Genomic DNA, 25,662 nt, shown 5'->3' with positions numbered 1-25,662 from the left:
CTCGCTTGCGCTCGGCAGCTGCTACGGCCCAAAACTTGGGGGTTGCCCGGTGAGCGTCAAGACGGTATCTACGGCCCGGAGCTTGCGGTTGCCCACCAGGCGCTGTTCACCCCTGTCGATACGGCAGCGCTGCCCTTGCCTCTTCGGCGTACGCCAGGATCCCCACCCGTTCACGTTCCAGGAAGTCCTCCACGGCATTCTTCAGTCCCGGATGGCGCAAGTAGTGCCAGGAATGGGTGATCACCGGCTCAAACCCGCGAATCAATTTATGCTCGCCCTGGGCGCCGGCGTCGAAGCGTTGCAGGCCTTGGGCGATGGCGTAGTCCATGCCCTGGTAGAAACAGGTTTCGAAATGCAGGCGGTCGAATTCCGCCAGGCAACCCCAGTAGCGGCCGTAGAAACTGTCACCACCGATCAGGCTGAACGCCATGGCCACCGGCCGCGTGCCTTGCTTGGCCAGCACCACGCGGATCGCCTCAGGCATGCGTTCGGCCAGCAGGCTGAAAAACGCGCGGGTCAGGTAGGGTGATTGGCGGCGTACCGCGTAGGTGTTGGCGTAGCACGCGTAGACGAAATCCCACTGCGCTTCGCTCAGTTCATGGCCTTGCAGCCACTCGAAATCGATGCCCTGCCCCGCCACTTGCTCACGCTCCTTGCGCATCTGCTTGCGCTTGCGTGAACTCAGGGCGTCGAGGAAGTCCTGGAAATCGCGGTAGCCACGGTTCTGCCAATGAAACTGGCAGCCCAGCCGTTGCATCCAGCCCGGTTGCCGGGCCAAGGCCTCATCGGCCAAGGCGTCGGTGAAGTTGATATGCGCACTGGAAAGCCCTTCTATTTCCAGGTAGCCCGGCAGGCTGTTGAGCAATTCAAAACCATCTTCGGCATTGGCCGCCAACAGGCGCGGGCCACTGACCGGGCTGAACGGTACGGCCGTCAGCAACTTGGGGTAATACTCGATACCCGCCCGCTCGCAGGCATCGGCCCAACCATGATCGAACACGTACTCGCCGTAGGAATGCCACTTGCGATAACCGGGCAGTGCCGCCACCAGCCGATCACCTTCCCAGTGCAGCAAATGCTCAGGCTGCCAGCCCGAGTGCGGGCCAACGCTGCCGCTGTCCTCCAGCGCGCTCAGGAACGCGTGCCGCACGAACGGTTGGGCCTGCGGCACCAAGGCGTCCCAGGTCTGCGGGGCTATTTCGGACAAGCTTTGCAGGCGTTGCAGCGGCATCGGCATCCTCACTACGTCAGGGCGTAAAAGCCTCGCGAGTATCGCTTATCGCCGCCCCCAGCACACCCTCAAATCGCCGGACAAGGCTCTAAACCAATAGTTCCGATGCCCACGCATTTGTCACGCAGATGACATCACTTAGCCACTGTTGCGTCATAAACCACCGCGATACTGACGCCTGTTTTTAGAGCGTCTGGTTCTACCAGGCGGCTATTTTTCCGTCCGTCATCGGTCGGTCGTGTCCTGGATGGTTTGCCATCCCTCCTCACTTTCGGAGATTGATATGCGTCTTGCTTCCACTAAAACTGCGGCGGCCCTGTGCGGCGGCCTGTTACTGGCCCTGAGCGTTCCGGCCAGCGCTGCAGTCGACGCTAAATTGCTCGACATGCTCAAGGCCAACGGCCAGATCACCGCTTCGCAGTACACCGAACTGCAGAACGAGTTGGCCAAAGACCAGAAAGAACAGCAGATCGCCCGGCAAGCTCAACAAGAGACCAACGAACAGATCGCGGCCACCGCGAAGAAAACCAACGAGCTGAGCAGCTTCGACCAGAAGCTGGCGTGGGCCGCCAAGACTCAGTTCAAGGGTGATGTACGTTTCCGCCATGAGACCGTCAAGATTGATGGCACCCCTAACAATGGCGGCAAGGACAAGGACCGTGAGCGCATCCGTGCGCGTCTGGGCGCCTACACCGAAATCAACCCACAAGTGGACACCGGTATCCGTATTGCGACCGGCAGCAGCGATGACGCCCGCTCCACCAACCAGGACCTGGATGGCTACTTCAACAAGAAGTCGATCTGGCTGGACCTGGGCTACATCGACTACCACCCGGACCAGATCAAAAACCTGCACGTGATCGGCGGCAAGATGCTGCAACCGTGGGTAAGCATGGGCGACGTGATCTGGGATAGCGATATCAACCCGGAAGGCCTGGCCCTGACCTACAAATACCCACTGGGTAGCAGCGCCGAGCTGTTCGGCAGCCTGGGTAACTACAACCTCAAAGACAACGTCAATGGCGACGGCGTGCAATTTCGCAATGACCTGCGCATGACCGCCGGCCAGTTGGGCTCACGTTTCGCCCTGACCGACAACCTGAAGCTGACCCTGGGCGGCAGTGTGTATGCGTTCCAGAACGACGAAGACAGCCGCTGCCCGACCGCCGGCTCCACCGCTTGCCTGACCCCTGCCGAAACGGTCGCCAACACCACCGCAGGCAATGCCAGCGAGTACCGTCTGTACGAAGGCTTCAGCCAAGTGGATATCGGCGGCCTGGCCGTACCGCTATCGTTCTACGGCCAGTACGTGCAAAACACAAAAGCCACGGATAAAGACCAGGACACCGCCTGGCTGCTGGGTGCCAAGTCCAAGGTATTTGGCCTGAACCTGGACTACAACTACCGCGACGTACAGCGCTACGCAGTGGTTGGCGCCCTTACCGACTCGGACTTCGCCGGCGGCTTCACCGGTGCACGGGGTCACAAGTTCAAGGTCGGTTACGACATCGACAAGAACTTCGCCATCGGCGCGACGTACTTCCTGACCAAGGCGGATTACGCCAGCGTCGCGGGTTACCGCGATGCCAATGCCAATACCCTGCAGTTGGACGCAGAAGCCAAGTTCTAAGAAAGCAGCTGTAAGCGGCAAGTGGTGAGCTTCAAGTAGAAGCGCATCACTTGCCGCTTTTTACTTGAAGCTAGCAGCTCGTGACTCGCAACTGCCTCACTCCCCCTTGAGCCGCTCGGCAGCCAGCCGCTGCGCCAGGGCATCCACATCCTTCACCGGCTCATCCGGCATGATCTTCAGCGTCGCCTGCATCAGGCGCATCTGACGGATAAACCGGCGGCAGTTCGGGCAGAACATCAAGTGATGACGCACCAGCAGGCGCTCGCGAAAGGTCAATTGCCCATCGAGATAGTCACTGGAACGTGCCACTTGTTCTTTACAGGTCAACATTCGCCCGTTTCCTCAAAATGCTCCACCGTGGCGAAGACTTTAAGCCGCGCTCGATGCAACAGCACACGGACATTGGAGAGAGAGAGTGTCAGGAGATTACAAATCTCCTCCAACTCCAGGCCCTGGCGTTCACGCAGCACCAGCACGCTGCTTTGCAACTCCGACAAACTCAGCAACGTATGCTCCAGGCATTTGCGCAGCTCATCCTCGGTCAGCAAGGCTTCCGGGGTGTCCTGATGCCAGGCAAACGGGGCGACCGCCCAGTGGCCGTCGTCGGGGGTAAAGCGGTCATCACCGATGGTGCCGTGGGGCGAAGGCAGATCGTCGAGCAACACCTCGCGACGATTTTGCTTGTAGCGCCCCTTGGCGGCGTTGGCGGTGATGGTCAGCAGCCAGGTCTTGAGGCTGGAGCGCCCTTCAAACCTGGCGACGTTGCGGACCACCGACAGCCAGGCGTCCTGCACCACCTCATCGGCATGGCGCTGGCCGACGATCGCATAGGCCACCGCACGCATGGCGCTCTGGTAGGTGGTGACCAATTCCTTATAGGCCTGCTGCTCGCCCTTGAGCAGCCGTTCAAGCAGGTGCGTGTCGTCCGCTGCTGCCATTTAGACCTCGATTGTCTTAGCGCTTGCGCAGGATCACGCTACCGATCGAATAGCCTGCGCCAAACGAACTGAGTACCGCGACGGAACCCTTGGGCAGATCATCCTGGTACGTGTGGAATGCAATCACCGAACCCGCGGAGCTGGTATTGGCGTAAGTATCGAGGATCACCGGGGCTTCTTCCACCGTGGCTTCGCGGCCGAGCAGTTTCTTCACAATCAGGTGGTTCATGCTCAGGTTGGCCTGGTGCAGCCAGAAGCGTTTCACATCGGCCACGTTCAAGTGGTTTTCTTCCAGGTGCACGCCGATCAGCTCGGCTACCATCGGGCACACGTCGCGAAAGACTTTGCGGCCTTCCTGCACGAACAGTTTGTCGGGGGCGCCAATGCCCTCTTCTGCTGCACGGTTGAGGAAGCCGAAGTTGTTGCGGATGGTGTTGGAGAACTTGGTCAACAGCTTGGTGCTTACCACGTCGAACTGGTGCTCGGACGTTGCCAGGTCGGCACGCTCCAGCACCACAGCAGTAGCGGCATCACCGAAGATGAAGTGACTGTCGCGGTCGCGGAAGTTCAGGTGGCCGGTGCAGACTTCCGGGTTGACCATCAGGATCGCCCGGGCCTGGCCCAGTTGGATGCTGTTGGCGGCGTTCTGGATGCCGAAGGTGGCTGAAGAGCACGCCACGTTCATGTCGAAACCAAACCCGGCGATACCGAGGGCTTCCTGGACTTCGATGGCGATGGCCGGGTAGGCGCGCTGCAGGTTGGAGCACGCGACGATCACGCCGTCGATGTCGGCGGCGGTCCTGCCGGCGCGCTTCAAGGCTTGTTCAGCGGCGCCGACGGCCATCTGGCAGAGCACCGACCATTCGTCGTTGCTGCGCTCAGGCAGGCGTGGGGCCATGCGCTGCGGGTCCAGAATGCCGTCTTTGTCCATCACGAAGCGGCTCTTGATGCCGGAGGCCTTTTCGATAAAGGCCGCGCTGGACTCAGTCAGCGCCTGCACCTCGCCGCGCTCGATGGCAGCGGCGTTGTCAGCATTGAACTGCTGCACGTAGGTATTGAAAGACTGCACCAGCTCTTCGTTGGAGATGCTGTTGGCAGGGGTGTAAAGGCCAGTGCCGCTGATGACGACGTTATGCACGGTCGTTCCTCTAAATCTGTCAGGCAGAAGATATTGGTACCGTCGTACCAAACTTTAAGTAGTTTTATTCCGCCCAGCGGACATCAAACTGGCATCGCTTTATTCCATCGCGCCGCAGTACTTCACGACGATCCCGGCATTTATGGGCGCGAAGTTTGCCACAAAGCCGGGGATTTGGCGTCACTTCCCAGATAAACGCCGTTTAAATGTGAGACCGGGATCAGGCCTCGACCAGCGTCCACTGCTTGCTCAAGCGCTTGTCGGAAATCGGCACCTTGGTGCCCAACTGCTGGGCAAACAACGACACCCGATACTCCTCCAGCCACCAGCGATAGAGCTCCAGTTGAGGATCGCGCTTGCCTTCCTGGGCGTGTTTGTTCAGGCGGTTCTGGTACTGCGCCCACAGCCCACTGAGTTCGCTGCTCCACACCCGGTCTTTTTGCACCTGGCTCGGCAGTTTTTCAAGACGCAACTCGATGGCCTTGAGGTAACGCGGCAGTTCCTTGAACCACTGCGCCGGGGTTTCCCGCACAAAACCCGGATACACCAGGTTACTCAGTTGCTGCTTGATGTCATTCAAGGCCACGGCCTGGGCCAGGTCGATCTTGCCTTTGAAGCGCTTTTGCAAGCCGTGCCAGAGCTTCAGCACGTCCAAGGTCAAGCGCGCCTGGCGCTCGGCGTGCTCGGTCCAACTGCTGCGCTTGCGTTCGGCCAAGGCGGCCAAGCCCGCGCCATCACGCGGCAGGCTGGCTTCACCTTCCAGCACGCAGGTGTCGAGGCTGGCCAGCAGGATGTCTTCCACCAAGGCGTCGATGCGCCCCAATTCGCGGTACATCAGCCCCAACTCGGTAAGACCGGGTAACTTGCCGCGCAGGAATTTTGCCGGTTCCGCCAGTTGCTGCATCAGCAGGCGCTGCAAGGCGCGGCGATGCTGGAACTCAGCCTCGGCGGCGGTGGAGAAACGGCCTTCCTTGACCGTACCGTTTTCTTCCACCAGCGCCGGATACACCGTCATCGACAGCCGGCGATCTTCTGTTGGGTCTTCTCGGCCACGGCGGCGAACACCTTGGCTTCCACCGGCTGCTGGCTTTTCGCTGTTTGCGGCACGGCCAACGCAGCCTGGCTGGCTTCGGCAAAACGTGCGGTCAGCTCGGCCAGGTCGCGACCTTCGCCGAGGAACTTGCCTTGGCCGTCGACCACTTCCAGGTTCATCTTCAGGTGGTTCTCCACCTGTTGCGCGGACTCGGCCCACGCCTCATCGCTGACCCGCGCGCCCGTCATGCGCAACAGTTCGCGCCCCAGCGCCTGGGGCAGCGAGCCCTGGCCAAATTCGATGCGTTGCAGCGCGGCCTTGACGAAGTCCGGCACCGGCACGAAGTTCTTGCGCAGCGCCTTCGGCAGGTTGCGCACCAGGGCGATGCACTTGGCTTCGATCACCCCCGGCACCAGCCACTCCAGGCGCTCCGGCGGCAAGGCCGGCAGCAGCGGCGCGGGTACGCGCAGGGTCACGCCATCACGCGGGTGGTTGGGTTCGAAGTGGTAACTCAGGGCCAGTTCCAGGTCACCCAGGTGCAGGGTGTCCGGGTAATGGGCGGCAGTGACTTCACTGGCCTCGCGGGCGAGCACGTCTTCTTCGCGCATGATCAGCAGCTGCGGGTCTTTCTGGCTGTTGATCTTGTACCAGCTGTCGAAGGTCGCGGTCTGGTGGATCTCCGCTGGCAGGCGTGCGTCGTAAAAAGCGTACAGCGTTTCTTCGTCGGCCAGGATGTCGCGACGGCGCGCCTTGGCCTCCAGTTCGTCGAGTTGTTCCAGCAGTTGCTGGTTGGCCGTGAGGCACTTGGCCCGGGACTGAATCTCACCGCGCACCAGGCCCTCGCGGATAAACAGCTCGCGGGACACCACCGGGTCAATCGGCCCGTAATGCACCGGCCGGCGCCCGACCACAATCAGCCCGAACAGGGTGATCTGCTCAAACGCCACCACTTGGCCGCGCTTTTTCTCCCAGTGCGGTTCGAAGTGGTTTTTCTTGATCAAGTGCCCGGCCAGCGGCTCGATCCAATCAGCGTCGATCTTGGCGACCATGCGCGCATACAGCTTGGTGGTTTCCACCAGCTCGGCCGTCATCAGCCATTGCGGACGCTTCTTGCCGATGCCAGATGACGGATGAATCCAGAAACGCCGCTGGCGCGCACCCAGGTAATCGCCGTCTTCGGTCTTCTGGCCGATCTGGCTGAGCAGGCCGGAAAGCACCGCTTTGTGCAGTTTCGGGAAATCCGCCGGCTCTTTGTTGATGGTCAACTGCATGTCGCGACAGATCAGGCTCAACTGGCGATGGGAATCGCGCCACTCGCGCAGGCGCAGGTAGTTAAGGAAGTTCTTGCGGCACCAGTTGCGCAGCGGGCTGGCGGTCAGTTCCTGGCGCTGCTCTTCAAAGCCACGCCACAGATTGACCAGCCCGGCGAAGTCCGAGTCCGGATCTTTCCACTGGGCATGGGCCTGGTCGGCGGCCTGTTGGCGCTCCGGCGGACGCTCACGCGGGTCTTGGATCGACATGGCGCTGGCGACGATCAGCACTTCCTGCAAGCTGCCAAGTTTGGCGGCCTCCAGCAACATGCGGCCCATGCGCGGGTCCACCGGCAGACGCGCCAACTGGCGGCCCAAGGGCGTCAGTTGACTGTTGCGGTCCACGGCCGACAGCTCTTGCAGCAGATTGAAGCCGTCGCTGATCGCCTTGCCGTCCGGCGGCTCGATAAACGGGAAGTCGGTGATTTCACCCAGGCGCAGGTGCAGCATCTGCAGGATCACGGCGGCGAGGTTGGTGCGCAGGATCTCCGGGTCGGTAAACTCCGGGCGCCCGATAAAGTCCTCTTCGCTGAACAGCCGGATGCAAATGCCCGGCTCAACCCGCCCGCACCGGCCTTTACGCTGGTTGGCACTGGCCTGGGAAATGGCCTCGATCGGCAGGCGCTGCACCTTGGCGCGGTAGCTGTAGCGGCTGATGCGCGCGGTGCCGCTGTCGATCACATAACGAATACCCGGCACGGTCAGCGAGGTTTCCGCGACGTTGGTCGCCAGCACCACGCGCCGGCCCGGGTGGGACTGGAAAATCCGTTGTTGCTCGGCCGGTGACAGGCGGGCGTATAGCGGCAGGATTTCGGTGTGCTTGAGCTGGGCCTTGCGCAGCATCTCGGCGGCGTCGCGAATTTCGCGCTCGCCGGGCAAAAACACCAGCACATCGCCGGGGCTGCGTCGCTCGCTGCGCTCGTAGGCCGCGATTTCATCGAGGGTGGCGAGGATCGCCTGGTCGACGGTCAGGTCGTCCTCGACGCGGTTGCCCTCTTCGTCCTGCTCCAGGGTCAGCGGGCGGTACCAAGTGTCCACCGGGAACGTGCGGCCCGAGACCTCGACAATCGGCGCATCGTCGAAGTGCTTGGAAAAGCGCTCCAGGTCGATGGTCGCCGAGGTGATGATGACTTTGAGGTCGGGGCGACGTGGCAGCAGGGTTTTCAGGTAACCGAGCAGGAAGTCGATGTTCAGGCTGCGTTCGTGGGCTTCGTCGACGATGATCGTGTCGTAGCGTTCCAGGTAACGGTCGTTCTGGGTTTCCGCCAGCAGGATGCCGTCGGTCATCAGCTTGATCAGGGTGTTGGAATCGCTTTGGTCTTCAAACCGCACCTGATAGCCGACCAACGCGCCCAAAGGCGTGGCCAGTTCTTCGGCAACCCGACTGGCCACGCTGCGCGCCGCGATACGGCGTGGCTGGGTGTGGCCGATCAATCCGTACTGGCCGCGCCCGATTTCCAGGCAGATCTTGGGCAACTGGGTGGTTTTGCCCGAGCCGGTTTCGCCGGCAATGATCAGTACCTGATGCTTGTTCAGCGCGTCTTTGATCTCGTCGCGCTTGGCGGCAATCGGCAGGCTGTCGTCGTAGCGAATCACCGGCAGGCTGGCGCGCCGAGCGGTGACCTGGGCGCAGGACGCCTGCATGCGCGTGACCCACTGCGCCAGTTTTTCCTCGTCGGGCTTTTTGCGCAGCTCAAGCAACTGCCGCCGCAAGCGGTGGCGGTCGGCGAGCATGGCGTGATCGAGGTTCTTGAGCAGTTGGTCGATAGCGGGCGCTTGGTCAGTCATCAGGGCGGCAAGGGTCTTTTGGGTGAGGCAGGTGAGGCCTGCGCAGCGTAAGTCATCAGAGAGGACGGGGATTGTCGCAGATTTCCACACGTCTGGAGACGGTCAGTCATTCATGACAGCGCTGACCTACCGCCGAAGACGATATTTACTACAACAATGGGTGGATCATTCTGCCTTTATAGCAGCAGAAGTCCGATGGGAGGGAGAGCGTGTGAACGGTTCAATGAGACGTCCAGACACATCTGGCCAACCTCCATCTTTTAACGTGAACCGGAGCTTCCATGCAGATCAGGCCGTCCACGACGCAGTCGCCCAACCCACCCTCTTACGCTGAAGCAACGAACCCTCGGAACCCGCCGCCCTATGAGCACCCTCCGAGCTACGCACAAGCAACAGGCTCCCAGCCGTCGACCAGTAACAGCCGTACTCCCTCCGAGCGGGCCACCAGCCTGACGGCAAATCGAGTCCAAAACAGCGCGCCAAGCGCGCAGGCAATGCGCGGAATGGGCTTCATGGGCAGTTTGTAAAAGGCTGTCTGCGCAGAGACGTTTGCGACAAGGTCGTGAGGCTTCGCTTCACGGTTTAAAACCCAACGTCCGATTCGCCTGACGCAACGTGCAGGTTTCCACATGTATCCAGGCACACCTGACAATCAATCTACAGTTCCTTGAACGCGGAGATTTTATGCCTATCGATTCCAGCACCTCCACACCTCGCCTGCCGAGCTACGAAGAGTCCATGCGGGCCCAGCCGCGCGCCTCGGAAACACTGCCACCGCCGCGCTATGAGTTCCCGCCATCCTATACGGAACGAGCAGGCACGACGCAAAACAACCAGCCTGACAGCCAATCGAATCGCGAGCTTCCACTCTACGAGCGACGCTAATCGAGGAAGGAGCTTTATGAGCAACCCATAACCGGTTCACTGAGCTTGCTGTTGGTTCCATTCGCCCCTTCCATGGGGACCGCCAGCTTAAATTTGAATCGCTATTTATATATCGATATTACTACTCGGAGTTTTTATGCCTATAGATCGTATGTCTTCTTCTCGCGTGGGTGGTTATGGTCATTCCTTTGCGGAAAAGCACCAACGCACTCCCGAACAAGCACCACAGGGTGCATCGGCTTCTTCTAACTCATGGAAAACAATCGAGACCCTTAAAAAGCTTCCCACAGACTTCCCTACGTCTACCATCAAGCAAAGTTTCCTGGATAGGCCTATAGGCTTGTTACAAAGAAAAATAGAACTGGAAAGCAAGGGCGGCTCGACCAAAAATATCGATCAATCCTATAAAGATTCCATGAATAAATTGTACGACGCAACTTCGAGCGCGCAGAGCAAGGCCCCCAACGAGACAGACAGGAACCGAGCGAGCAATTGGAGTGACGTTATCATAGGAACCAACAAAGACACGCCCTACATGAGTAAGCGGTAAACCAACGTCGACCAGTACTTGCATCAACGTGTAAATGACCGCCCTTTAAACTACTGATTCACGATGAGTTAGCGTTTCAAGAAACTCCGCCCCACCTGCGCCGGTAAGACAATACATCGATGAACTTACCGGCGCGGATCACACCCTGCCGAACTTTCAAGTATGCGCGGTTGTATAACTCACCCTGTATTTCCCGAGCGGCCCGCGCCAACCGATTATTCCCTTGACTCCAAGGTTTTCTTATACCGATTGACTATCCCTACTGAGCAATGCGACAGCTCGGGACCTGCGCGACTCCAACTGCTCGCCCTTTATGAGTCACTGCGCTCCTTGCGCCGATACGGAAACACATCAATCACCTTCCCCTCCCGAATCGCCTCTTGCAGTCCCTTCCAATAGTCGGCGTTGTACAACTCACCGTGCAGTTCATCAAACAACCTGCGCTGGCCGGCATCGGCAAACAGGAACGGCGGGAATTCCTCCGGGAATACGTCCAGCGGACCGATGGAGTACCAGGGCTCGGAGGCCATTTCATCTTCGGGCGTGCGCGGCTCGGGGATGTGGCGAAAATTGGCCTCGGTGAGAAAGCAGATTTCGTCGTAGTCGTAAAACACCACGCGACCATGACGGGTAACACCGAAGTTCTTCAGCAGCATGTCGCCGGGAAAGATATTCGCCGCCGCCAGTTGTTTGATCGCCAGTCCATAGTCTTCCAGGGCTTCGCGCACCTGGGCCGGGTTGGCGTTTTCCAGGTAGAGGTTGAGCGGAGTCATGCGCCGTTCGGTCCAGCAGTGGCGAATGAGCACCGTGTCGCCTTCCACTTCGACCGTGCCGGCGGCCACTTCCAGTAACTCGGCCAGGCACTCGGGCTCGAACTTGCTCAAGGGGAAGCGGAAGTCGGCGAACTCCTGGGTATCGGCCATGCGCCCGACGCGGTCGACGCTTTTAACCAGGCGGTATTTCTCGATCACCGTGGCGCGGTTGACGTTTTTCGACGGCGAGAAGCGGTCCTTGATGATCTTGAACACGGTGTTGAAGCCCGGCAGGGTAAACACGCTCATGACCATGCCGCGCACGCCGGGGGCCATGATGAACTGGTCGTCGGTGGTGGTCAGGTGATTGATCAGCGCACGGTAGAACTCCGACTTACCGTGCTTATAGAAGCCGATGGAGGTGTAGAGCTCGGCGATATGCTTGCCCGGCAGGATGCGCTTGAGAAAACCGATGAATTCCGCCGGCACTGGCACGTCGACCATGAAGTAGGAACGGGTAAACGAAAAGATGATCGACACCTCGGCTTCGTCGGTGATCAGCGCATCGATCTGGATGCCCTGCCCTTCGCGGTGCAGCAATGGGATCACCAGGGGCCATTGTTCGTCACGGGTATAGAGGCGCCCTACCAGATAGGCGCCTTTGTTGCGGTAGAGCACCGAGGAAAACAGCTCGACCTTGAGGTCCGGGTCCTTGCAGACCCAGTCGGGCAGGTTTTCCCGCAGTTGCGCTTCGAGGCGCTGCAGGTCGGCGTTCAGGTCGGCATAGGGCTCGCTGAAACGGTAGTCGGCAAACATCTGCGCGAGCATCTCACCGATGTTGCCGGCGGGCAGGTAGATGCGGGTCTGCGCGGCCCGCGCCTTACGCAGGCTTGGTCGGGTGGTGTGGATAAACATGCAGCCGTCGCTGATCAGGTCGTGGCTGAACAGGCCGCAGAAGATCGAGTTGTACCAGGTCTCGGACAGCTCATCATCGAAACGCAGGTCGATCAGGCTGATGTAGGCGCTTTTCACCAAAGGCCACAGGTCGATATCCAATAAGTCCACGTCATCAAAGCGGGCGTGCAGGCCCGTGATCACCTCAAACACCTTCTCTTCATAGAGGTTGATCCGCGCCGCCGAGGCGGCCTGGCCTTGTTGCCATTGGGCCTTCTCGAACCGCTCGCGGGCGCCATCGGTGATCTGGCGAAAGTGCTCACGGTAATCGTCGAAGCCGTCGAGGATCGTGCGGGCAATCGCGAGGGCGGGCGTGGGTTGCGACATGCGGGAAACCTCGAGCGGGCATCGGGAAGCCTTGAGCTTAGCCAGTGTACGTAAGCAGGAGAAGGGTGATTTTTTGCGCAGCGTTGTACCCCTTCGCTGACTTTGTACATTTGTTTTCAATTTATTTAATTCGACCATACGGTCAATAAAAACACTGTGTTGTCGCCTTGCGTTCGCCCAATAGCCGCTAACGGCGGGGCTTGGCACCCCGGCAGCAAAAATAGCAGGCCCGATTCCATTCCTGATTCCGCCCCAAGGATTGGATCCAACTAAGGGAAACCCCGATTACCACAGTGATAGCACTTTGATATATAGCGCGCCCTCTCCCACCCTAACAAGGTCAAAAGACCGATCCGGGAGCAGGTTCTAATTGCCCAAGGAGCGTTGAGATGTCATTGAGGAACATGAGGATCGGTCTGCGTGCCAGTCTGAGTTTTGGAGTGTTGGCCAGCTTGCTGGTGATTGTCGGGCTGTTCGGCCTGGGGCAGATGGCCAAGCTGCGCGAAAGCGCGCTGGTCATCGAACAGTCGTGGATGCCGAGCATCGAGAATATCCACGACAGCGCCGCGTTAGCGGCCAGCATCCGCCTGGAGGCCCTGCGCCTGGTGACCACCGACGAGTCGCGGGTGCGTGAAAACAGCAGAAACCTGATCACCCGCCAGCGCAGCGACCTGCAAACCCTGCTGGACCATCACGAAACCCTGCTGACCAACGACGAAGAGCGCGAGATGCTCAAGCAGGTGAAAACCGACGTGGCCGGTTACCTGGCGATCGTCGGCCAGATGGTTGATTTGATCGACAAAGATCAGCAGCAAGACGCCATTGACCTGCTCAACAACCGTCTCGCCCCACAAGGCACGCTGCTCACCCAGAGTCTGGAAAAGCTGATCGTCTTCAACCAGAACGGCGTCGAAGCCGCCGCCGATTCCGCTGCACAAATGTATTCGAGCGCGCAGTGGGTGGTCGGCCTGATCATTGTGATTGCACTGATCGCCACCTTGCTGCTGGCCTGGCTGCTGACCCGCAGCATCACCGCGCCGCTCAGCCAGGCGCTGACCGTGGCGCGCACCATCGCCGCCGGCGACTTGAGCCAGTCGATCAAGGTGCAAGGCCATGACGAGCCGGCCCAATTGCTTACCGCCCTGGCCACCATGCAGACACAATTGCAGACCACCATCCGTGGCATCAGCGAGTCGGCGCAGCAATTGGCGTCGGCCGCCGAAGAAATGAGTTCGGTGATGGAACAGAGCACCCGTGGCCTGCAAGCGCAAAACGATGAAATCGAACAAGCCGCCACCGCCGTCACCCAGATGAGCGCGGCCGTGGACGAAGTGGCGGGCAATGCGGTGTCCAGCGCCGAAGCGTCCCAGGCTTCGGATGAAGATAGCAAGCACGGCCACTACCAGATCAGCGAAACCATCAGTTCGATCCAGAACCTGGTGGACGAGGTGCTCGGCGCCTCGAACAAGGCCGAAGGCCTGGCGGTACAGGCCCAGGACATCAGCAAGGTGCTGGAAGTGATCCGTGGCATCGCCGGGCAAACCAACCTGCTGGCTCTCAACGCGGCGATTGAAGCAGCGCGTGCCGGCGAGGCCGGGCGCGGTTTTGCGGTGGTCGCCGATGAGGTGCGTTCCCTCGCGCAGCGTACCCAGGACTCCACCGAAGAAATCGAGCAGATGATCAGCGCAATCCAGCAAGGCACCCAAAACACCGTCGAAGCGCTGAACAGCAGCGCCGATCACGCCGGCCAGACCCTGCAACGGGCCAACAGCGCGGGCAGTGCCCTGGAGAAAATCACCGCAGCCATTTCACAAATCAGCCAGCGCAACCTGGTGATCGCCAGCGCCGCCGAGCAGCAAGCGCTGGTTGCCCGTGAAGTGGACCGCAGCCTGGTGAATATCCGCGACCTGTCCACCCAGACCGCCGCCGGTGCAACCCAAACCTCGGCCGCCAGCCAGGAACTGTCGCGCCTGGCCGTGGACCTGAATGGGCTGGTGACGCGGTTTGTTCTGTAATCAGTGAAAGCGGCGTGCAACACTCGCCGCCTTATTGATGTAGGAATATTCCGTGAGACCTGTCGACACCCTTTACCTGCTGGGACTGGCTGCCATCTGGGGCGCGAGCTTTCTGTTCATGCGCATCATCGCGCCGGAAATCGGCCCCATCCCGACCGCATTTTTTCGCGTATCCATAGCCGCCGCCGGCTTGCTGGTGATGCTGGCGGTGATGCGAGTGCGCTGGGATTTCCAGGGCAAGTTCAAGACGGTGCTGTTGCTGGGTGTGATCAACTCCGGCATCCCGGCGACCATGTATTCCGTGGCCGCCCAAGTGCTGCCGGCCGGTTACTCGGCGATCTTCAACGCCACCACGCCGTTGATGGGCGTGTTGATCGGCGGGCTGTTCTTCAGCGAACGCCTGACCCCGTCGAAAATCGCCGGGGTCAGCCTGGGCCTGCTTGGCGTAGGTGTGCTCACTCGCGCCGGGCCGGTGGCCTTTGACCTTGAGTTGTTGATGGGCGCCGTGGCCTGCCTGCTGGCCACCACCTGTTATGGGTTTGCCGGTTTCCTCGCACGGCGCTGGCTGGACCAGCGGGGTGGGTTGGACAGTCGCCTGTCGGCCTTGGGCAGCATGCTCGGTGCGACGTTTTTCCTGCTGCCGTTGTTTGCCTACAGCGCGATCAGCCATCCGCCTGCAAGCTGGGGCGGCTGGCAGGTGTGGGTGTCGTTGCTGGGGTTGGGATTGGGGTGTACGGCGTTTGCGTACGTGCTGTATTTCCGTTTGCTTACCGCCATTGGGCCGGTGAGATCGATGACGACCACCTTTCTGATCCCGCCGTTTGGGGTGCTATGGGGCGCGTTGCTGCTGAACGAGCCGCTGTCGATGGCGCATGTGTATGGCGGGGTGTTGATCGCGGGGGCACTGTGGCTGGTGCTGCGACCGGGGAAGCTGGCCAAGGCGCTATAGACAGGTTTCATATGGGCACGTTGGGGTGGCCGCTTTAATCGTCGGTCGTTTTTCCAAGCACGGCGATTGCCACGCACTTTGGATTCAACCTACTTCACGTCGGATTATTTAGCTGGCAGAGCCAAGTTAATCAAGGGAGATCAAGTATCACCCCCCCTAACTTGAGTTTCCTTTCAAGGCTCAACTCCGCAAAAATTCTATATAAATCGTATTGTCCACTGGTAAATTCAGAACAACCAATTCGCCGTATTACAAATAAGCCCGAACTTGTAACACGCTGTCAAACTTTAACATCGGAAGCATTTTCCTCCCCCGTAGTCCAGCAAACACCCACACTCAAGGCGTGCCGTAACGCCACGGCGCTGGCCCTGCCCTTTGGCCGGCCCACGCCCTTTGCGCCTCAATATTGTCTGCCGACACATCTTTGTGATTTTTTGTAACAATTTAGTGGCATGACGGGTCGCGCGGTTAGAAAAAACCGCAAGGCCACACCCGAAAAATAAATTTTTCGTTTAAAATCATAGCATTATGAATTAAATCATCAGAAATCCTCGTAATCTGAGACCTTACCGGCATACCGTCCTCGTACGAAAATGTAAACGCCTCTGTCAGGTTTTTTCTTACTGCCTGATCAGATTCAAGGTGCTACCGTTCCCGCTGCTGTACCCCTGAGGAGCGCCTCCCAGAGGGGTTGAGACGAAACGTCTGATCGAAATTTCGGAGTCACAACGGCCACGGATCGCGCTAAATGAAACTGCTATTCCCGTATATATTCTTCGTCACCTAGAACTTTCGCTCCCCGCTTGCGAGGTTCGATCATTCTGTTTTTTAATATTTCGACATAGTTACTTAATTAGCACCTTACCGGAGCATTTAAATGACCAAGCCCAATCGATGCACCGGCAAATGGTAATAAAGTGATCAAAGCCCCAATTAAAACCCTGTCTATTTTCGGAACTCGGCCCGAAGCAATTAAAATGGCGCCGCTGGTCATTCAACTGAAAAATGACGACCGATTCGAGTCCAGGGTTTGTGTCACCGCACAGCATCGGGAGATGCTCGACCAGGTGCTCGACCTGTTCGACCTGCCCCCCGAGTACGACCTGAACATTATGAGGGCCGGCCAAGACCTGACCGGCGTGACGACGGCGATCCTGCAAGGGCTCAAGCCGGTGCTGGAGGCGTTCAAGCCAGACATCATCCTGGTCCACGGCGATACCGCAACGACCTTCTCCGCCAGCCTTGCCGCTTACTATCAGCAAATCCCCATTGCCCACGTCGAAGCGGGTTTGCGCACCAACAATCTCTACTCGCCCTGGCCCGAAGAAGGCAACCGACGCCTGACGGGCAGCCTTGCCACTGTGCATTTCGCCCCGACGCAAACGTCTCGGCAGAACCTGCTTAGAGAAGGGGTGAGCGACGCGGCCATCCACGTCACGGGCAATACCGTGATCGACGCGCTGCTCAGCGTCGTGCAGAAACTCGACGACCCCGCCTCACACCTGCAAGCGCAGTTCGACGCGCAATTTTCCTTCTTGCCCAAGGAGAATCGCATGGTGCTGATCACGGGCCATCGTCGCGAGAACTTCGGTGATGGCTTCGAGCGCATCTGCCAGGCATTGGCCAACGCTGCCCGCGAATTCCCATCGGTGGAATTCGTCTACCCGGTGCACTTGAACCCCAATGTTCGCGAACCGGTGCAACGTCTGCTCGCGGACATCAGCAATGTGCACCTGATCGAGCCGCAGGACTATTTGCCATTCGTCTACCTCATGACCCGCTCCTACCTGATCCTCACTGACTCCGGTGGTATCCAGGAAGAAGCGCCGGCCCTGGGCAAGCCTGTCCTGGTGATGCGCGACACCACCGAACGCCCCGAGGCCGTCGAAGCCGGGACCGTGAAACTGGTCGGCACCGACGTTGAATCAATCCACCGCAACCTGAGCCTTTTGCTCAGCGACAACGCGGCTTATCAAACCATGAGCTTTGCCCACAACCCTTACGGCACAGGCAAGGCCTGCGAGCTGATTCGTGAAGCATTGATCGCATTGCACAGTGAAAAAGACAGGGACGCAGTATGAATTTTCCAAGAGTTTCGGTCATTGGCCTGGGGTACATCGGGCTGCCCACTGCGGCCATCTTTGCCTCCCGTAAAAAGCAAGTCATCGGGGTCGATGTCAACCAGCAAGCCGTCGACATCATCAACCGGGGTGAAATCCATATCGTTGAACCGGAACTGGACATGCTGGTGCACGCGGCCGTCACCGAAGGCTACCTGCGTGCGACCACCGTCCCTGAGCAGGCAGACGCCTTTCTGATTGCCGTACCGACGCCCTTCAAGGAAGACCACCAGCCGGACCTCAGCTACATCCAGTCGGCCAGCCAGGCCATTGCCGGTGTATTGAAGAAGAACGACTTGGTGATCCTTGAGTCAACATCGCCAGTCGGCGCGACAGAGCAGATGGCTGCCTGGCTCGCCGAAGCCCGTCCGGATCTGACGTTCCCCGCCACCCACGGCGAGCAGTCAGACATCCGCATTGCCCACTGCCCTGAACGTGTCCTGCCCGGCCACGTGCTGCGCGAACTAGTTGATAACGACCGGATCATCGGCGGCATGACCCCGGCGTGTTCGGCCGCTGCCGTGCGCCTGTACGGGGCGTTTGTCGAAGGTGAATGCATCATCACCGACACCCGCACGGCCGAGATGTGCAAACTCACCGAAAACAGCTTTCGTGATGTGAATATCGCGTTCGCCAACGAGCTTTCGATGATTTGCGCCGAACTCAAGATCAACCCCTGGGAACTGATCCGTCTCGCCAACCGTCACCCTCGGGTCAACATCCTGCAGCCAGGCCCTGGCGTCGGTGGGCACTGCATCGCCGTCGACCCTTGGTTCATCGTGAGCAAGACACCTTACCTGGCGAACCTGATCCGCTGCGCCCGTGAAGTGAATGATCGCAAGCCGCTGTGGGTCATTCAGCAGGTGAAGGCTGCGCTGACGCAGTTCCTGCTCGACAACCTCGACATGACCGCTCGCCAGGTGCGCATTGCCTGCTACGGGCTCGCGTTCAAGCCCGACATCGATGACCTGCGTGAAAGCCCGTCACTGAGCATCGCTCAGGTGCTGGGCGAGGAACTGGGCGTGGAATTGATGCTGGTCGAACCGAACATCGAATCCCTGCCGGCCTCGCTGGCGTGGCATCAACTGGTGGACACCGCCCACGCCCAGGACAGCGCCAACATCCACGTATTGCTGGTCAAGCATCGTGAGTTCAAGTCGATGGGTGCATTGCGCAACGACGCCGTTGTGATCGATGCCGCCGGCGTGTTTGCGGCCAGATAAGAGTATTGATGATGAATAGCGTCCAACTTCCAACGACAACGCAAGCCCCTGCGCCACTGGCAGATATTCATGACCGTGTAATGGAGGCGTATTACGGGAAGTTGGGCGAACACTTCATGCGTGAAACCCAGTCGCGGATTCACTGGATCTGCGCCCAGGTATCCGGGCGCCGAGTGCTGGATGTAGGTTGCTCCCAAGGCATCGTCCCCCTGTTGCTGGCCCGCGAGGGTTGCGAGGTCACCGGCGTCGACACCAGCCCGCAAGCCATCGAGGAAGCCAAGCGCTACTTGGCGAACGAGCCTGCGCACGTGCAGGAAAAAATCTGCTACGTGAACGCTGACTTCCTGTCGCTGAACACCCAGGACTCCGAGCCTGACACCATTGTGATCAGTGAAGTACTGGAACACCTGGTACGCCCTGAACCGTTCGTTGAGAAAGCCGCGTCCCTGCTCAAGCCGGATGGCTGCCTAATCATCACCGTGCCCTTTGGCGTCAACGACTTCATCGACCACAAGCACACGTTCTATCTGCTCGAACCCCTGCGCCTGCTCAGCAAGCACCTGCATGTCACGCAGGTAAAAGTGCTGGGTAAATGGCTCGGTGTGGTTGCCACCAAACCCCACCCGGCAACAGCGCCAGCCCCGCTCAGCCTGGACCTCGAACTGATCGCCACCCTCGAAAAAGCTTTCGAGGCCATCGAGCGCAACCTGCAGAACAGCCTGACCAGCACCAGTAAAAACCTGACAGACGCCAACACCAAGTACCGCGCCGCCACCGAGCAGATCGCTCAGCTCAAGCCCGAAGCGGCGAAAGTCAAGTCGCTGGAACACACCATCAGTGTTCAGAGCACCGAGTTGGCCAAACAGGTCGAGCTTCAGTCGAGACTGGAAGAAGCCAACAATAAATACCGGGCTGCCACAGAGCACAACCAACAACTCAAGACACGACTGAGCGAGCTTGAGGCGCTGAAGCTGTCTCAGCACGAGCAGTATCAGTCCGAGCTCACGGACATGCGCGGTTGGCACGCCGAAGCGCAAACCCGCTTGAACGTGCTCAACGATGAAGTTCAAGCGCTCACCGAGCAAAACCTGCGGCTGCAGGAGCAACTCGCTGAAGAACGCGCGGCGCGTCATCTGGCGGAAACCGAACGCTTGAATACAGCCCACCAGGCCGAAGAACAGCGTCACGCCCATGAGGCGCTCCAGGTCAATCTGGAAAAAGACATCGACAGCCTGTTGCTGCAAATCGACGGGCTCCACGCCCAGTACGAGCAAGAAACGCTTGAGTTGAATGAAGAACTCAAAAGCAGCCGCGCGCACAGTGCCGAACTGTCGGACGCCCTCGAACAGGAGCGCGCCTCTCGCCCTCTGCTGGAAAGCGATCTGCAACTCAAGGCCGCACACCTCGACGAGCGCGAACAAACCCTGAACCTGGTACAGCATGAGTTGGCCGCGTGTAAAAGTTGGCTGGAAGACGCCAATAAAAAATACCGTGACGCGACCGGCGCGCAGATTCCACATCTGAAATCCGAACTGAACAAACTCCGTGAGCAATCAGGCGAGCAACGACGCCGGATCGAAGCGCTTACTGACGAACTGCGCAGCTCGCAAGCCAAGCGACACCACGCAGAGCAGCGGCTGATCAAGACCCGCTCCAGCATGACCTACCAATTGGGCTACCAATTGAAGTCGGGCGCCGGTTCATTCGGCGGCATGATCCGCCTGCCGGGCAACCTGCTCAACCTGTACCGGCAAGCCAACAAAAGTCGCAAAAGCACGCCTGTTCTGAGCATTGGCGTTGAAGCGCCCGTCGCGGCACTGCCGCCTCCGCCAGCCGCGGAATCCGTGCTGTTGCCCGTCCTGCTCGACGACGCCAACCACCTGCGCAGCAGCCTGCTCAACGGCGCCCAGGGCTCAATCAGTGCCTTGAAAGTCGCCTGTGTGATGGACGAATTCACCTTCGGTTCCTATCGCAACGAATGCAACCTGCTGCCCCTGACGCCGCACGACTGGCTGGCGGAGCTGCAACAGTTCCAGCCAGAGTTGCTCTTCATTGAGTCGGCCTGGCGCGGCAAGGACGATTTGTGGGGCAGCAAAATCGGGCATAACGGCCAGGAACTGCAAGACATCCTGAAGTGGTGCAATGAGCACAACGTGCCGACGGTGTTCTGGAACAAGGAAGACCCGGTCCACTTCGAAACCTTCCTCTCCACCGCCAAGCAGTTCGACTTCGTGTTCACCACAGACATCGACTGCATCCACCGCTACAAAGGCGCGCTGGGTCACGAGCGGGTCTACTTGCTGCCCTTCGCCTGCCAGCCGGCCGTGCACAACCCGGTCGAGTTGTATGAGCGCAAAGATGCGTTCTGCTTTGCCGGTGCGTATTACGCGCGCTACCCCGAGCGCACCCGCGACCTGGCGAGCTTTGTCAGCGAACTGCCGCGTCTGCGCCCCCTGGATATCTTCGACCGCAATTTCGGCAAGGACGACAAGAACTACCAGTTCCCTGGCGAATACCAACCCTACATTGTCGGCACCCTGAGCTTCGACCAGATCGACCTGGCCTACAAAGGCTATCGCTATGCGATCAACCTCAACTCGATCAAACAGTCGCAGTCGATGTTCGCTCGTCGCGTCTTCGAATTGCTCGGTTCCAACACCGTCACCGTCAGCAACTTCTCCCGTGGCGTGCGCTTGCTCTTTGGTGACCTGGTCATCACCACCGACAGCGGCCCGGAAATGCTGCGTCGACTGAACCTGCATACCAGTGATGAGCGTTACAGCGACAAACTGCGCCTGGCGGCCCTGCGCAAGGTCATGCAAGAGCACACCTACGCGCACCGCCTGAACTACGTGATCAGCAAAGTGACCGGCGAACAGGCGGCAGACACCCTGCCCCGCCTCTGCATCGTCGCCAAGGCCGAGAACGCTACGCAACTGGCGGCCTTGAACCAGCACTGCCTGCGCCAGCGTCACCCGGACTTCACGCTGCACGTGGTGGCCGATGAGCAGGTGCAGCGCACCGCACCGGCCTGCGACCCGCGTCTGCATTTCATCACCCCGGCACAGGCAGCAACCGTCACGCTGCAAACGCTGGCACCGAATGCCGCGTGGGTGGGGACGATGGTTGCCGAGGATTACTACGGCCCTAACTACCTGCTCGACCTGGCCCTGGCGACACGCTACAGCCAGGCACAAGTGATCGGTAAAACCGCGCATTTTGTCCAGGCGGCAGACGGCATCCACCTGACCAACCCTGGCCAGGCCTATCGCCGCCCGGCACACATTGCCGTGCGGGCCAGCCTGATTCACGCCGGCCTGATTGCCGATCAGCGCGTCAACGACTGGCTGGCCAACGCGCCATCCCTGGAATACGCACACGAGCAATGCCTGGCCATTGACGCCTTCAACTACTGCAAGCAGGCAGCCGGCGCCGACGTGTCAGCCGTCGTGGACGACCTGGCGCTGGACACTGGGATCAGCATCGACGAGCTTCAACGTCGCGCCGAAGCCATTGCGCCGCTGGAAGCCAGCCACACGTCACCGGAAATCTGCGGCAGCCAACTGGCCGCGCTGTTTGAGCCGATGCGCAGCAAGCACCTCACGGAAACCGTTGAAGGCCGTGAGTGGCAAATTTCGTCCACGCTTGAAGATGGCAAACACGAGTACCACTACGCCAAGCAGGAACTGACGATTGATGTGCTGGGCGGCGGTGACAAGGTCAAGCTTTACCTGGACGCAACGCCGGGCCTGAATATCCAATGGGTAGTGCTGTTCCTGGATGCGCAAAAGCAGCGCATCAGCCACGTGATGCAACACGCCAACCGCAACCACACCTTTGACGTACCGCCTGAAGCGGCGTTCGTTCGCCTGGGCGTGCGTGCCTACGCCAACGGCAGCACGCATATCAAAGCGCTGGTGCTGGGCCATCGGGACTTGCAGCCCAGCGACATGCTGGGCAAATCCGAGCACTTGCTGATCACCAACCACTACCCGGCCTATGACGACCTGTACCGCAACGGCTTTGTCCACACACGCGTTGCGGCCTACAAAGAACAAGGCGTCAACGTCGACGTGTTCCGCCTGCGCAACAGCGAGTCGGTGAGTTACCACGAATTCGAAAACATCGACGTGGTCACCGGCTCCCAGGCAACCCTGGCAAAAATCCTCGAATCCGGCGCCTACCGTTCGGTGCTGGTGCACTTCCTCGACGCTGGCATGTGGGAAGTGCTGCGCAAGCACCTCGACCACATCACATTGACCGTGTGGGTCCACGGCGCCGAAATCCAGCCTTGGTGGCGTCGCGAATACAACTTCAACACCGAAGAGCAACTCGCACTGGGCAAACTCGACAGCGACAAGCGCATGAGCTTCTGGCGTGAACTGCTGCAACCGATGCCGGCCAATCTGAAACTGGTGTTTGTCTCGCGCTACTTTGCCGAAGAAGTGATGGAAGACCTAGGCTTCCGCCTGCCGGAAAGCCAATACGAGATCATTCATAACCCGATCAATACCGAGCTGTTTTCCTATGAGGAAAAGCCGGTTGAGCAGCGTAAGAAGATCCTGTCGATTCGGCCGTATGCGTCGCGTACGTATGCCAACGACTTGAGCGTCAAGGCTATTCAGTTGTTGGCGCAGAAGCCTTGGTTCAAGGAGTTGGACATCCTCATGGTGGGCGACGGCCCGCTGTTTGACGAGACTCTGGCGCCGTTGCGCCACTACCCCAACGTGCGAATTCAACGAGGCTATCTGCCCCAGGCTCAAATTGCCAAGTTGCACAAGGAGTTCGGGATTTTCCTGTGCCCAAGCCGAATGGACACCCAAGGTGTTTCGCGCGACGAGGCAATGGCCTCGGGCCTGGTGCCCGTGACCAGTGCCGTGGGTGCAATCGCCGAGTTTGTCGATGCTGACTGCGGGTACCTGTGTGAGCCGGAGTCGTTCACCGGTTTGAGCGACGCCATAGAGTCGCTGTTTCTCGATCCAACGCTTTTCGCTCAACAGTCCGTCAACGCCAGGCGGCGTGTCGTACAGCAGAGCGAGAAAACGCATATTTCCACAGCCGAATTAGCGCTGTTCGGCAAAATGAGTCGTCATGAATAAGTCATTCAAGCATTACATTTTTACTAACTTCGGCATCGGCATCAAAGATGAGCTGTGGCTCATGTACCGCATGGAAATCCTGCTGAACACGGTTTTCCCCTCGTTGGCCAACCAAACCACCACCGATTTCGAATGGATTATTTTTGCTGACACGCAATTACCCGTCGTGCATTTGCACCGGTTGCAACAGGCCATTGCGCAGACCTTACTGAATGCGAGAATCATCCAGGTGGACGATTACTCGTTGGTCAGTAACGAGGTTTCGCGGCTGCTGAAAAACGAACAGGCGCCGACCGTTATTACCTCGCGTATTGACGACGATGACTGCATTCACACCAACGTCATGGCCCTTATTCAAGACGCTGCGCTGAATACAGCCGTGTCGGAGCAAGTGTTGGTCATATCGCTGAACAACGGCATCGAGTTTCTGCCCTCCGATAATTGTTTCCGTGAAGTGACTTACGACACGCTTGCGTTGGCCTTGACCCTGGTTGACCGCTCGCCTGGCGTCAAAGAAAAAAGCATCACGCAGTATGCGCACCACCTCGTCATCAAGACGCTGGAAAAACACAACATCCCGTCCGCCCACATTTCCTTGAAGAAGCCTTACCCGCTTTTTCTCTACACCAAGCATCCGCTCAGTGACTCCTATTTCTTTGGCGCACGCGCCAGGATCCTGGGGGATACGGCAAAAAGAACAGGGTTCGATCCGAAATTCTTCAGCGTTTATGGCCTGACCCAAGACAACTTGAATTACCTGGGCACCATGTTGCGCCAATCACCGATTGGCATGCCGCACAAGTACCTGGAGAAACTCGGCAACCTGAGAAACGAGATCAAGAAAACCCTGCGTGAGCCCACGGAGAACTCAGCCAGTGAACTTGAAGTTCTAACGGCCAAAAAAGAGCGATTCGAACGTCGCGCCGTGCGCCCTAACCCCGTAAATGGCTCGAGCGCAAAAATTCGCGTGGCGATCTTGGGTTCCTGCGTGACACGCGACCTGTTTGAGTTTCAGACGTCTGCGTTGGGTGACTTTGAAGTTTGCTTCTATATGGCCAGGTCTTCCGTCATCTCCTATATGGGCATGCCATGCACGGACACGCGGGTCAGGATCAACGGCGAAGGATTCGAAGACAAGCGTGCGGCCTATGACCTGGCCAAGAATCATTGGGCGGATCTCGAAAAAGCGCGCCCGGACATTATTCTTATAGACTTCATCGACGAGCGTATCGGCCTGATTCAGCACCATGGCTCCATCTTTTCCGCCAGCGGGCCAATGATCAAAGCCTTCGAACGAGCGGGTATCGAATTTGAAATCAAGCGCCCCTGGAGTGCCGAAGCAAAGGCGCTTAGAGAGTGGGCGCTTCCTGCCTTCCTGGAAAAAGTCGCGTCCATTTGCCCGAACATTTTCGTGCACAAGGCGGTATGGGCAAACAGCTACCGCGACACGGCCAATCAGGTTGAATCGTTTGATACGTCCGAGTTCGCAAAACTTATCGAACTGAATAACGAAATCATCAACAACATGCTGGCCCCCCTGGAAGACAGTTCAACGGCGGTGGAGCAGATTGGCGGCATGGAGTCCGGCCTGATGGCGGGCGGCGACCACAAGTGGGCCTTCTGCCCCTATCACTACACCAGCACCTACTACAAAACCGTGGCGAAACAGCTACTCGCCCGCATCATGAATTAATAAAGCCCCCATTTACACTGAGCATTC

General features: G+C 59.0%; 12 protein-coding genes and 2 pseudogenes. 8 read left to right on the top strand and 6 right to left on the bottom strand.

Going from position 1 to position 25,662, the window contains the following annotated elements:
* Positions 1 to 106 precede the first annotated feature (106 nt).
* Entirely contained in the window at positions 107 to 1,231 is a 1,125-nt protein-coding gene (locus tag IQK56_RS06805; RefSeq protein WP_150762030.1) for a GNAT family N-acetyltransferase, read from the bottom strand.
* 283 nt (positions 1,232 to 1,514) lie between these two features.
* Between IQK56_RS06805 and IQK56_RS06800 the strand changes: the two are divergent.
* Positions 1,515 to 2,390 (top strand): annotated as a pseudogene (locus IQK56_RS06800) (putative porin); the annotation flags it as partial.
* Positions 2,391 to 2,957: 567 nt separating this feature from the next.
* Here IQK56_RS06800 and IQK56_RS06795 read toward each other — a convergent pair.
* From IQK56_RS06795 to hrpA, 4 genes and pseudogenes are all read right to left on the bottom strand, one after another.
* Positions 2,958 to 3,191 carry an anti-sigma factor family protein gene (locus IQK56_RS06795; protein ID WP_122305213.1) on the bottom strand — a complete coding sequence of 78 codons (234 nt, stop codon included), beginning with the start codon at positions 3,189 to 3,191 and terminating at the stop codon, positions 2,958 to 2,960.
* A complete protein-coding gene (locus tag IQK56_RS06790; protein ID WP_122305212.1) occupies positions 3,185 to 3,799 on the bottom strand; it encodes an RNA polymerase sigma factor in 615 nt (204 codons plus the stop codon). The genes IQK56_RS06795 and IQK56_RS06790 overlap by 7 nt, the downstream gene beginning before the upstream one ends.
* A 16-nt stretch (positions 3,800 to 3,815) precedes the next feature.
* On the bottom strand, positions 3,816 to 4,937 hold the full coding sequence (locus IQK56_RS06785) for a beta-ketoacyl-ACP synthase III (protein ID WP_122305211.1): 1,122 nt from the start codon (positions 4,935 to 4,937) through the stop codon (positions 3,816 to 3,818).
* A 220-nt stretch (positions 4,938 to 5,157) separates the two neighbouring features.
* Positions 5,158 to 9,068 (bottom strand): annotated as a pseudogene (gene hrpA / locus IQK56_RS06780) (ATP-dependent RNA helicase HrpA).
* A 1,021-nt stretch (positions 9,069 to 10,089) separates the two neighbouring features.
* Between hrpA and IQK56_RS06775 the strand changes: the two are divergent.
* The gene (locus IQK56_RS06775) at positions 10,090 to 10,503 is read left to right on the top strand and encodes a hypothetical protein (protein ID WP_150762029.1); all 414 of its coding nucleotides are present in this window, start codon (positions 10,090 to 10,092) and stop codon (positions 10,501 to 10,503) included.
* 311 nt (positions 10,504 to 10,814) lie between these two features.
* On the opposite strand, the gene aceK is transcribed toward IQK56_RS06775, so the two are convergent.
* Positions 10,815 to 12,536, bottom strand: coding sequence for a bifunctional isocitrate dehydrogenase kinase/phosphatase (aceK, locus tag IQK56_RS06770; protein ID WP_193862617.1), 1,722 nt, complete (start codon positions 12,534 to 12,536; stop codon positions 10,815 to 10,817).
* A 389-nt stretch (positions 12,537 to 12,925) separates the two neighbouring features.
* Between aceK and IQK56_RS06765 the strand changes: the two genes are divergently transcribed.
* From IQK56_RS06765 to IQK56_RS06740, 6 genes are all read left to right on the top strand, one after another.
* Entirely contained in the window at positions 12,926 to 14,551 is a 1,626-nt protein-coding gene (locus IQK56_RS06765; RefSeq protein ID WP_193901606.1) for a methyl-accepting chemotaxis protein, read from the top strand.
* 52 nt (positions 14,552 to 14,603) lie between these two features.
* Positions 14,604 to 15,500: an EamA family transporter gene (locus tag IQK56_RS06760; RefSeq protein WP_193863753.1), complete on the top strand. Its 897-nt coding sequence runs from the start codon at positions 14,604 to 14,606 to the stop codon at positions 15,498 to 15,500.
* A 920-nt stretch (positions 15,501 to 16,420) separates the two neighbouring features.
* Complete coding sequence (wecB, locus tag IQK56_RS06755) at positions 16,421 to 17,581, top strand: non-hydrolyzing UDP-N-acetylglucosamine 2-epimerase (RefSeq protein WP_341869491.1); 1,161 nt, start codon at positions 16,421 to 16,423, stop codon at positions 17,579 to 17,581.
* Positions 17,578 to 18,843 (top strand): UDP-N-acetyl-D-mannosamine dehydrogenase, encoded by a 1,266-nt coding sequence (wecC, locus tag IQK56_RS06750; protein ID WP_193863754.1) that lies wholly within the window; start codon positions 17,578 to 17,580, stop codon positions 18,841 to 18,843. Before wecB ends, wecC begins: the two co-directional genes overlap by 4 nt.
* A gap of 8 nt (positions 18,844 to 18,851) precedes the next feature.
* Positions 18,852 to 23,942: a methyltransferase domain-containing protein gene (locus IQK56_RS06745; RefSeq protein WP_246500167.1), complete on the top strand. Its 5,091-nt coding sequence runs from the start codon at positions 18,852 to 18,854 to the stop codon at positions 23,940 to 23,942.
* The gene (locus IQK56_RS06740; protein ID WP_193863755.1) at positions 23,935 to 25,635 is read left to right on the top strand and encodes a DUF6270 domain-containing protein; all 1,701 of its coding nucleotides are present in this window, start codon (positions 23,935 to 23,937) and stop codon (positions 25,633 to 25,635) included. The genes IQK56_RS06745 and IQK56_RS06740 overlap by 8 nt, the downstream gene beginning before the upstream one ends.
* The last annotated feature ends 27 nt before the right edge of the window (positions 25,636 to 25,662 follow it).

Origin of the sequence: Pseudomonas cyclaminis, from assembly GCF_015163715.1 — a bacterium.
Taxonomy (GTDB): domain Bacteria; phylum Pseudomonadota; class Gammaproteobacteria; order Pseudomonadales; family Pseudomonadaceae; genus Aquipseudomonas; species Aquipseudomonas cyclaminis.
The sequence above is the reverse complement of the archived record's forward strand: the minus strand, read 5'-3'. Positions and strand labels throughout refer to the sequence as shown.

Excerpts from the sequence above, each read along its gene's own strand:
- IQK56_RS06795 (WP_122305213.1), bottom strand. The coding sequence starts at position 3,191 with ATGTTGACCTGTAAAGAACAAGTGGCACGTTCCAGTGACTATCTCGAT.
- IQK56_RS06805 (WP_150762030.1), bottom strand. The coding sequence starts at position 1,231 with ATGCCGCTGCAACGCCTGCAAAGCTTGTCCGAAATAGCCCCGCAGACC.
- IQK56_RS06765 (WP_193901606.1), top strand. The coding sequence starts at position 12,926 with ATGTCATTGAGGAACATGAGGATCGGTCTGCGTGCCAGTCTGAGTTTT.
- IQK56_RS06740 (WP_193863755.1), top strand. The coding sequence starts at position 23,935 with ATGAATAAGTCATTCAAGCATTACATTTTTACTAACTTCGGCATCGGC.
- wecC (WP_193863754.1), top strand. The coding sequence starts at position 17,578 with ATGAATTTTCCAAGAGTTTCGGTCATTGGCCTGGGGTACATCGGGCTG.
- IQK56_RS06775 (WP_150762029.1), top strand. The coding sequence starts at position 10,090 with ATGCCTATAGATCGTATGTCTTCTTCTCGCGTGGGTGGTTATGGTCAT.
- IQK56_RS06790 (WP_122305212.1), bottom strand. The coding sequence starts at position 3,799 with ATGGCAGCAGCGGACGACACGCACCTGCTTGAACGGCTGCTCAAGGGC.
- aceK (WP_193862617.1), bottom strand. The coding sequence starts at position 12,536 with ATGTCGCAACCCACGCCCGCCCTCGCGATTGCCCGCACGATCCTCGAC.
- IQK56_RS06745 (WP_246500167.1), top strand. The coding sequence starts at position 18,852 with ATGATGAATAGCGTCCAACTTCCAACGACAACGCAAGCCCCTGCGCCA.